At 70.6% G+C, this 10,134-nt stretch carries 7 protein-coding genes; 4 read left to right on the top strand and 3 right to left on the bottom strand.

From position 1 onward, the window contains the following. A partial coding sequence (locus FMP39_RS36265) for a CHASE domain-containing protein (RefSeq protein ID WP_228558630.1) occupies positions 1 to 641 on the bottom strand: 641 nt, incomplete at its 3' end. 153 nt (positions 642 to 794) lie between these two features. Here FMP39_RS36265 and FMP39_RS36260 point away from each other — a divergent pair. Further along, on the top strand, positions 795 to 2,384 hold the full coding sequence (locus FMP39_RS36260; protein ID WP_141594520.1) for an NAD(P)/FAD-dependent oxidoreductase: 1,590 nt from the start codon (positions 795 to 797) through the stop codon (positions 2,382 to 2,384). Positions 2,385 to 2,482: 98 nt separating this feature from the next. Then, positions 2,483 to 3,337: a hypothetical protein gene (locus tag FMP39_RS36255; RefSeq protein ID WP_228558629.1), complete on the top strand. Its 855-nt coding sequence runs from the start codon at positions 2,483 to 2,485 to the stop codon at positions 3,335 to 3,337. Between the two features lie 46 nt (positions 3,338 to 3,383). Here FMP39_RS36255 and FMP39_RS38625 read toward each other — a convergent pair whose 3' ends face one another. After that, the gene (locus FMP39_RS38625; RefSeq protein WP_141594518.1) at positions 3,384 to 5,159 is read right to left on the bottom strand and encodes a methyl-accepting chemotaxis protein; all 1,776 of its coding nucleotides are present in this window, start codon (positions 5,157 to 5,159) and stop codon (positions 3,384 to 3,386) included. A 273-nt stretch (positions 5,160 to 5,432) separates the two neighbouring features. Between FMP39_RS38625 and FMP39_RS36245 the strand changes: the two genes are divergently transcribed. After that, on the top strand, positions 5,433 to 5,624 hold the full coding sequence (locus tag FMP39_RS36245; protein WP_011556857.1) for a CsbD family protein: 192 nt from the start codon (positions 5,433 to 5,435) through the stop codon (positions 5,622 to 5,624). Between the two features lie 174 nt (positions 5,625 to 5,798). Next, on the top strand, positions 5,799 to 9,803 hold the full coding sequence (locus FMP39_RS36240; protein ID WP_141594517.1) for a hypothetical protein: 4,005 nt from the start codon (positions 5,799 to 5,801) through the stop codon (positions 9,801 to 9,803). Positions 9,804 to 9,873: 70 nt separating this feature from the next. On the opposite strand, the gene FMP39_RS37645 is transcribed toward FMP39_RS36240, so the two are convergent. Then, positions 9,874 to 10,032 (bottom strand): hypothetical protein, encoded by a 159-nt coding sequence (locus FMP39_RS37645; protein ID WP_167371045.1) that lies wholly within the window; start codon positions 10,030 to 10,032, stop codon positions 9,874 to 9,876. Positions 10,033 to 10,134: the final 102 nt, after the last annotated feature.

Here is a 10,134-nt window from a genome sequence, read left to right as displayed (position 1 = left end):
GCCTTCGTTCGGGTGTACACGGGGATGAAGATGACGATGCCCACGCGGCCCGCGGCGTCCTCCCAGCCTTGGATGAGCCGCACCTTGTGGGTGGCGGCCTGGCGCCTCGTTCCCAGTGAGCGCAGCATCGCTGCCCGGCGGTGGGGCTCGGTGAGCATGTCGAATCCCAGGCCCTGCTGCGTGCGCGCGTCCAGGGGGTTCATCATGATGATGGTGGTGTAGGCCTCGCGTGGGCCCGGGGGCCACACGGGATGGCCTGGCTCCTGCCTGTCGCGGACCTTCGCGTCGTACCGGGCCACGTCCTCCGGCCGAATCCACCGCGCGAAGCCGACGCCCTCCATCTCTGGGAAGCTGCGGTTCAGCTCCAGGCTCTCCAGGTAGGCGTCGAACTCCTCCCGGTTCACGAAGCGGCTGCCGGTGAACAGTCCATGCACCCCCTGGAGCAGGGACTGGTTCAGCTCCAGGCGCTGCTGGAGGCCCAGCACCCCGTCATGGACCGCGCCGTCGAAGCGGTGCAGGTGGCGCTCATGGATGCTCTGCTGCACATAGGCCGCCGACGCGGCGGTGAGGAGCAGCCCCACCAGGAGCACGCAGTAGGCGGCGGCGTTGCGGCGCAGGTGGGAGGAGGAATGCGGTGGCACGGTGGCCGAAGAAGGCTGGAATGGCGTCCACCCGGGGGCCAGTGCCGGATGGTGCTCTTGTAACGTCCTGGCTGGTTCGCGCGTTCGCCAGGTGAATGAGTGGGTGGGATTCCGTTCACCTGGGTACCGGAGGGCCTTGGCATCCGGTAGGGCATGGCAAGCGAGGGAGGCAGCGTGCGGCACGTCATCGTCGTGGGTGCGGGACCGGGGGGCTTGTCGGCCGCCATCAACCTGGCGGGGCAGGGCTTCCGGGTCACCGTGGTGGAGAAGGACGCGGTGCCCGGAGGGCGGATGAAGGGGCTGACGCTGGGCGCGTCGGGCGAGTACGCGGTGGACACCGGGCCCTCCATCCTCCAACTGCCGGGCGTGCTGGAGCAGATATTCCGGCGCGCGGGCCGGCGGCTGGAGGACTACGTCAAGCTGCTCCCGCTGGACGTCAACACGCGGGTGCACTTCTGGGATGGCACGCACCTGGACACCACCCGGCACCTGGACCGCATGGAGGCGGAGCTGGCGAAGTTCGGTCCGCGGCAGGCGTCCGCGCTGCGCCAATGGATGGAGGACGGGCGGGAGAAGTACGGCATCGCCTACGAGAAGTTCATCTGCACCTCCGCGGACAACCTGGGCTACTACGCGCCGTGGCGGCTGGCGCCCACGCTGCGCTTCAAGCCCTGGCAGACGCTGTACCGGCAACTGGACGGCTTCTTCCACGATGACCGGGTGACGTACGCCCTGGCGTACCCGTCCAAGTACCTGGGCCTGCATCCCACGACGTGCTCGTCGGTGTTCAGCGTGATTCCCTTCCTGGAGCTGGCCTTCGGCGTCTGGCACGTGGAGGGCGGCTTCCGCGAGCTGTCGCGCGGCATGATGCGCTGCGCGCGGGACTTGGGCGCCACCTTCCGCATGGGCACGCCGGTGGAGAAGGTGCGCGTGGACGCGGGCCGCGCGGTGGGCGTGAAGCTCGTGGGCGGCGAGGTGCTGGACGCGGACGCGGTGGTGGTGAACGCGGACCTGGCCTACGCGGCGCGGTCGCTGATTCCGGCGGAGGCGCGGGAAGGCTCGCGACTGACGGACGCGGCGCTGGAGCGCGCGAAGTATTCGTGCAGCACGTTCATGGCGTACTACGGCCTGGACACGGTGTACGCCGACCTGCCGCACCATCTCATCTACCTGTCGGAGTCCGCGCGGCGCACGGACCGTGACGCGCTGGAGGACCGGCACGTCGACCTGGAGGACCCGCCCTTCTACGTGTGCAATCCGGGCGTGACGGACTCATCCGGCGCGCCGGCGGGCCATTCGACGTTGTACGTGCTGGTGCCCACGCCGAACACGGGACGTCCGGTGGACTGGGTGAAGACGGAGCAGGCGCTGCGCGAGCGCATCCCCGTCATGCTGGAGAAGGTGGGGCTGAAGGGCGTGCGCGAGCACATCCGCGAGGAGCGCTACTTCACGGCGGAGACGTGGCGGGACGACTTCAACGTGTTCCGGGGCGCGGTGTTCAACCTGTCGCACACGTGGCTGCAGTTGGGGCCGCTGCGGCCGAAGGTGAAGAACCGGGACATCGAAGGGCTGTACTTCGTGGGCGGCGGCACGCATCCGGGAAGCGGCCTGCTGACCATCATGGAGAGCGCGAACATCGCGGCGGACTACCTGACGCGCGAGGCGGGCAAGGGACCGCTGCCGGGCTGGCCGTATGTGCCGCCGCTGGAGCCAGAGGCGCCACCGCAAGCTCGCGCGGGGTGAGCGCCGCGCCATCCGGTGGCGCGCCCACCCGGCAGGCGGGGAAGGGCCGCCCGCATCCGCCGGGCGGGACGGGGGCGAAGCTGGCATAGTTGCGAGGCATGCCCTTCTTCATCCCATTCGCGGTGGGTGGCCTGGTGCTGACGGCACTGGGCCTGGGTGTGCGGAAGGTGCTGACGGAGACGGGCGTCACCCCGCCTGGGGATGCCCGGCTGGCCGATGCGCGTGAGCGGCACCGCGGGGCGGTGGCCGCGCTCCGGGCGGACCGCCTCCAGGTCCGCGACGGCGTGGGCACCTACGGCGCGCTCCAGGCGCGGGTGCATGTGGAGGTGCTGGTGCCCTTCGGCGCGCTGTTGGAGCGGCTGGAGCGCTGGGGGCACGTCCGGGAAGCCGAACTGCTGGAGCCCGAGGCGCTGGAGGCGCTGCGCGCGCTCCTGCGCGAATCCCTGTCCCGCGCGACGCGGCGAAACTGGCCCCTGTTGGGCGCGGGTGCCGAGGTGCCCGCCGCGCTGGAGTCCGTGCTGGCGTGGCTGGACCGGGGCTGGCTGGACGAGGATTCGCCGCCGGTGGTGCTGGATGGGACGCCGCTGTACGCAGCCATCTCGGCCCGCGCCATCCTGGCGGGGAGCGCTCCGGAGGAGGGGGCGCGGGCGCTCGATGAGGCCTCCGCGCTGCTGGCCCGGACGACGGCGTTCCTGGGGGAGTTGCGCGCGCGGCTGACGGCGCTGGAGCAGCGGGTGGCGGGGCTGCATGGACGGGCCTCGGCGCAGCTCGCCTACCTGGACGCGGCCAGCTTCGAGGCGGGCGGAGAGGAGCCCCGGGAGCGGCTGACGCGGCTGGCGGTGCTCGTGGGCCAGCTCGCCGTGCTGCTGCGCACGCCCGTGCTGAGCTCGGAGGGGCGTCTGACGCCCATGCTCGCCGCGCGTGCGGAGGACGACGCGCCTTCCAACGGCTGAGGCAGCGGCACCGTGGCCCGCGCTCGAGCACGGGCGAGCCGCCGCATCAGACGTAGCGTTCAGCCAGCTGCGACACTTGTCCCGTCGCGTGGCTCACGGCCGAGGCCGCCTGCTGCGTGGTGTCCAGGTGCCGCAGCGTGTCGGTCGTCAGCTCATCCAACTCGCGCACCGCCGCGAAGAGCTGGTCCACGCCCGCGTGCTGCTGCGACACGGCCTCCGTAATCTGTCGCACCGCCGCCGCGGATTCCTTGGACAGTCCCGCCAGCTCGCGCAGCCGTTCGCCGCTGTGCCGCAGCGGCTCCAGGGCCTCGGCCACGCCCTCCGCGCCCTGGTCCGACATCGCCGTGGCCTGCTGGGTGGCCGCGGCCATGCTCTCCAGCAGGCCGCGCACCTGGTTGGTGGCCCGGACGGACTGGTCCGCCAGGTCGCGCATCTGCCGCGCCACCACGCCAAAGCCCTTGCCGTGCTCGCCCGCGCGCGTGGCTTCAATCGCCGCGTTGATGGCCAGCATGTGGGACTGGTCCGCCAGCGACTTCACCACCTCCGACACGCGGCCCACCTCGCGGGCGCGCTGCTCCAGGTCGAGCATCTGCTCGTGCAGTCCGGCCGCGATGTCGCGGATGGCGGTGAGCCCCTTCTCCGTGCCGGCCAGGGACTCCTCACCCAGCTTGCCCACGGCGGCGGCGCGCTCGGCCACCTGGAGGATGCTGGTGGCGCGCGAGTGCGTGACGTGGGACGCCTGCTGGATTTCCTGCGCCGTGGCGCGCGCCTGGTGCAGCGCCGCGGCCTGCCGCGACAGCGTCTGGTTCTGCTGGGAGCTGGCCTGTGACAGCCGCTGGCCCGCGTCGGCCAGGTCTCCCGCGGAGGCGCGCAGCGAGCGCGGCATCTCCTGGAGCCGCTGGTACAGCTGCCACGTGGACGCCGCCAGGTCGCCCACTTCATCCGAGGAGACCCACTGTGGCGGCGTGGCGCGGCCCTCCACCAGGGCCTCCAGGGACGCACCCACCGCGCGAGCCCCCCGGGCCAGCCGGCGGGCCGCCCAGGCCGCGGTGAGGATGGAGCCCAGCGCGGCATACCCGCCGAGCACCACCACCGGTTGCACCAGCTCCGCCTCCAGCGGCCGTACCGTGGCCTGGACGCGCTCGGCCGCCGCGGTGTCGCCCTGCGCCGCCAGGTCCGCCGCCAGCGCGCCCATGCCGCGCTCCAGGCGCAGGTGCAGCGTGACGATGCTGGCCAGACAGGTGATAAGCAGCGCGGAGACCACCATCGCGGGCAGCAGCCAGAGCTGGCGCGTGGCGAAGCCCTCACCCGCGGGCTTCGTGCTGGGCGCGCGCTGATAGGCGTCCAGCACTGTGGGCATCATCACCCGTTCGAACAGCATGTACGCCAGCGGGCTGCTGAAGAGGCCCGCGCTCACCGCCACCGCCACGCCCACCATCACCACCGACGCCGGCCGGTCCAGGAGCAGCACCGCGCCGCCGTTGAAGAGGATGCCGCCCAGCGTCCACGACACCATCATCTCCACGAAGGCGATGCTGGAGGGGATGCGAATGAGCCGCTCCACCCGCGTCGTCCCCTGGGCGCTCAGGGCGCGCTTCATCAGCCACGGCATCACCACCAGCGGCTGCACCACCGCGCACAGGCCGAGCACCACTGGGGTGATGATGCCCAGGAAAATCTTGAACTCTCGCGCACCCGACAGGTCGAGCAACTGCATATCGACGTAGACCGCGGGCGTGAAGGCCACCGTGGTGACGACAGACCGCAGCAGGTAGAGCCGGCGTAGCAGGGCGCCAGGGGTCGGTAGCGAGGAGGTGGCCATCGGGAAAGCGGTGCTCCTGGGTAGCAGTGACCCCAGCGTGCGGCCCGAATTGCTCGCCGTCAATGTCCAGTCCCGTTCCGCCTCATCCAGCGTGTATGGAAATGCAGTGCTTGTCAGAGAGTGGTTGGCACTGAATTCTTGGATTGCCCGTCTCTGTTCTTCGCACCTGGTTGCCGCCCAGGCGGGGGGCCCTGGGGTGCCTGCGCGGCTCTTCTGGAATGCCCACACTCTGCCTGACACCAACGCGCTGTCTGTTGTGAAAGGAGACCCGTCATGGGCGAGTGGACCGACAAGGCCAAGGGCAAGGTCAAGGAAGTGGCCGGCGTCGCGAGCGGCGACCGTGAGCTGGAGGCCGAGGGCAAGCGTGATTCCGCGAAGGGCGCCATCAAGGGGAAGATTGAGGACGCCAAGCGGGCCATCAAGGACGCGGTCGACTCCGACAAGCCGCGCCGGGGCGAGCCCTAGCCGTCCTGCCCGGCGTCTGCCGGGCACATGCATGTGAATGATTCGGGCCGTGAGGAAGCCTTCCTCGCGGCCCGTTTCATTTCAGCGTGACGACCAGAAATCCACGCTCCCTCCGTATCCGGTGCTGGACGGCATTCCATGCCGTCGCAGACCCGAACGAGGGGGAACTGCTGCATGCATGTGTCGCGAAATTCGTCGTTGAGGGGAGACGTGTGTCCGCCCGGGGCACACGCGCCCGCCAGTCGCCGGCATCCTCGCTGGCTCCAGGGGGTGGTGGCCGCGCTGGCGCTCTGGGGCTGCGGTGGGCCCGCGCCCCAGGGCACCCCGCCGCTCGCGGAGCCCGTCGTCACCCGGACCGCCGAGGACGGCCTCGCCTGCACGCCGGATGACATCGCGACCGGTGAATGGATGTGTACCGGCGGCTTCACCTACAGCCTGGAGTGTTACGCGCGGCAGACGAGCGCGGCCTGTGGCGCGGACACGAGCCCGAAGACGTGTACGTCCTACGGCACGTGCCGGCACGCGGACTTCGGTTCCACGTTGGGCGTGCACCAGGCCGTGTTTCCGTTGGGCACACGGCCCGACGCCTCGTGTGAGGTCGGCGCCCAGAACTACATGATGGACAACGCGCCCGCGTCCACGTGGGGGGGCATCACCTGGACCTGGTACATCGGTGGCAGGCCCCCGGGGGGCGGGACCTCGGAATCCATGCTCGTGGGAGGCGGAGCCCTCAAGCACGCCGCGGCGGGCGTGGGCGAGGAGTACTGCTACATCACCTACTCCAACTACCCGGTGCCGCACATGGGCACGGGACCGCAGTGCGGCACGGTGGAGTCGCCCTGCACGGTGGCCTGCCTCAACCCCCAGACGTGCGAGGTGAACGGCGCCTGGGTCACCGACGCGGCGCAGTGCGGAACGATGACGGGCCTCTGCGGCCCTGGGAGCGGCGCGCAGCTCCAAGGCACTTGCCGTGATGTCAGCCACGGCCTGGCGCCGGACGCGGAGTGCGGTGCGGGCTTCGTGGAGGGCCAGGCGCCCGCCAGCTCCACCCTGGCGCAGGTGCAGGCCCAGGCCCAGGCGCAGTGGGCGGCCTCCGGGAGCAGCGGCGCGCCCGTCTATGACGCGCCCATCCTGTGCTCGGAGTGCCGCGGCACCTTCTCGCTGACCGCGCAGGAGGTGAACCGGCGCGTGTACGCGGCGGTGGCCATGTCCCGGCCGGACCCCCGGCTGCACCTCCAGGCGGGCGTGGCGTACTTCCTGGCCCGTGACAACCCGGCACTCTCCCAGGCCGAGCTGACGGCGGCGCTCAACGCCGTCTCCACCGCGTTGAACGTCTACCCCTTCGACCCGGCGAAGGACGGCTCCGGCCCGCGGGTGCGGACGATGATTCGCATCCTCGCGCGGGCCCAGCCGCACCTGCCCACGACGACGGCGGCGAGCAAGGCGCTGCGGGCCTATGCGCAGTCGCTGCTGGGCAGCATGCACAATGGCTTGGACCTGGAGCGTGGCCTCGCCACCGCCCACTCGCTGGTGGAGCGCTACGGAGACGCGGAGGTCTTCTCCGAGGAGACCTGGTCGCGGCTGCATGACCTGGCCCAGGGCAACGTCGCGTTGGCGGCGGTGGTGAACGGCGGCGGCATTGGCGCGGGCGTGGGCGTCCAGACCACGCAGACCGCGGCGCAGATGCTGGCCCTCCGGCCCATGGGACCCCTGGCGGCCTTCGTGCTGCCCCGGCTGGCGAACGACGGGAGCCTGTCGACCACGAAGGCGGACGCGCGAGGCTTCATCCTGACGGCGTCCACCGCGGGCCTGTCCGCGGCGCAGCAGTACTCCGACATGCTCAACAACCTGAACGTCGCCGAGCAGGCGTACCGCGCCTCCATCGCGCTGAAGGAGCCGGGGCAGACGCTGGCCCTGGCGGAGGGCGGCGCGGCCCAGGCGTCTCTGTCCGGCACGCCGACGGCCGAGGAGGCGGCGCTCCAGGCGGCCATCGACGCGGCGAGGGCGCGGGGCACCCAGCTCAAGGACCAGCTCAACGGCGTGCGCGAAGGTGTGACGGGCGGCCTGGGCCTGGTGGCCGAGCTGTTCAAGAAGGACGGCGAGACGCAGTTCGCAGCGGACATCGTGAGGTTCGCCAGCGCGCTGAACACGACGCTGGAGGCGGTGGCGAAGTACGCGGAGAGCTCCGTCAAGATCGCCGAGAAGGTCTCCAGCTTCCTCAACCTGGGCGTGAAGGGCTTCGAGATTGTCAGCGGCGCCATCTTCACCGGGCAGCTCATCGGCGCTGCCTTCCAGCTCTTCTCCCTGCTGCGCGGGGCGGCCGAGCCGCCCATCGAGCAGATCATCCTCGAGGAGCTCCGCAAGCTCCATCAGTTCGTCGAGCAGATGCAGTCGCGGATGTTCACCCGGTTCGATCGGGTGGACCGCAAGCTCAACGACATCCACCGCGACATGCAGGCGCGCTTCGACCTGGTGGACTGGGAGCTGGGCCGGGTGAACCAGAACGTGGAGGAGGTGCAGGCGTCCTTGCACTCGCTGCACGCCGGGCTCAACCGCGTGGACCAGAACATGTACGAGTACTTCACCGACATGAAGAACGACGGCTTCACGCTGACGGCCTGGAGCTACCTGGGCTGGGACACGCGTCACCCCTCGCCCATGCTCTACAAGGACTTCTCGCAGGCGGAGGACCGGTTCTCCATCTGGGGCGCGTTGGACGCGCGTCAATCCACCATCCTCGCGGGCATCGACGGACTCGGCTCCAACCCGGACGTCAGCCCCGCGGACGAGTTGTCCACCCACAAGCTCTCCTACAACATCAACTACCTGCGCGAGTTCCCCTCTCAACTGGGGCTGCCCATGCTGAGCGGCGAGCGCATCTCCAGTCCGAAGGACTGGATGGCCGGCGCGGAGGCCTACGCGCAGCTCTTCGAGGAGCAGCCGGTGCTCGGCGGGCAGATGGTCTCCACCCGGCACAGCAGCCTCATCACCGCGGGCACGCAGCTGGACACGGCGCTGCGCAACATTGGCAAGCCGCTGTTCGCCGGCCTCCACGCGCGCTACCAGGGGGACTGGGCGTTGCTGAAGGCGCTCATCGAGCAGGCGGAGTCCGACTGGCGGCACAGCCCCGCCCGAGGCCTGCACGGCATCGACCTGTGGGGCGGCCCGGACCAGGAGCCGGCGGCGCACTACCTGAAGCCGGATGTGAAGCCCGTCGTCCCCTGCGGCGGCGGCGAGTGGGGAGACTACAACGGAGACGGCGCGCCGGACTCCCTCAGCGTGGACCCGGCCCGCTGGAACCACGACGTGCTGCGCCCGCTGCTCATCGCGGACAACCTGAACGTGGACCATGCCTCCATCGACCTGTGCGGCGAGGGGAGCTGGCAGCTCTACTCGGAGGTCTTCACGGGCTTCGGGGGCATGTACGAGCGCAAGTACCGGCTGGTGTCCACGCTGTACGTCCGCTACACCTACTGGGACGCTGCGGCGTCCGCGTTGAAGTCCGAGCGCGTGTACGAGCACCGCTTCACCGGCGGCTCTGAGTTCGTCACGCTGGTGCGCGGGGTGGACCGGCCCACCTACGACCCGAACAGCGAGCACAACCCCCAGGAGTGGATGGCGAAGCGCTGGTCCGACGTCTCGCGGGACATCGCGCCGTCCAACTACGTCCCGGCCCCTGCCTTCCGCGCCGCCATCCGCACCCGGGTGGTGGACGCGCTGAAGGACCAGCAGCGCCAGTTCTACGGCAGCATCGTCACGCGCATGGGCCAGGCGGGAGACGCGCTGCAGCTCCAGGCGAAGCGGATGACGGGCACGCGGCTCCTGTGGCAGGCCTATACGGCGCTGGCGCTGCCGTTGTCGCTGGACCACGACGAGTACCTGCGCGGTCTGCTGTATGGCGAGGACGCGGTGCTGTCGGGCCACGACACGCCGCAGGACGTGGAAGTCACCCCGGTGATGAACGACGTGATGGACATGTACATGTTGTTCAGCGCCACGAACGCGCCGCCGGCCCACAACATCCTGGCGGACCTGCACCCGGCGGTGACGACGCGTGCCGACCGGCTGAAGGCCGCCATCGACGCCTCCCTGGATGCCCAGGCCGAGGCGGGCGGCCCCGAGGCGAGCGCCTGGGTGGAGCCGACGCTGCTGCGGCTGCGGCTCAGCGCCCCGCAGTGACGCTCATGCGGTGACCTGACGTGAGGTGGCGCGGGCCGCGGGGAACCTTCCTCCGCGGCCCGTGCCGTTGCTACCGCTTCGCCACCGGCGGGCACGCGACCTCGAGGAACGTCGTCGTCTTCCCGCTCAGCATGACCCACAGGCAGCGCAGCACGCAGCCCGTCCCGAACTCCCGGTAGATGAGCCCCAGGTTGGCGACCACCTCTCGTCCGGTGATGACCCCGCGCATGTTCCCGCTCCCTTGCGACCTGCCGTCCGACCCGCCGCCCATGGCCTCGTGAGAGGCCGGTCAGAGGTCTTTGCAAAGGGCTGGCCGAGCCTCCGAAAGTGC

The sequence above is a fragment of the Myxococcus sp. AB056 genome (genome assembly GCF_006547365.1).
In the GTDB taxonomy this organism is placed as follows: Bacteria; Myxococcota; Myxococcia; order Myxococcales; family Myxococcaceae; genus Myxococcus; species Myxococcus virescens.
The sequence above is the reverse complement of the archived record's forward strand: the minus strand, read 5'-3'. Positions and strand labels throughout refer to the sequence as shown.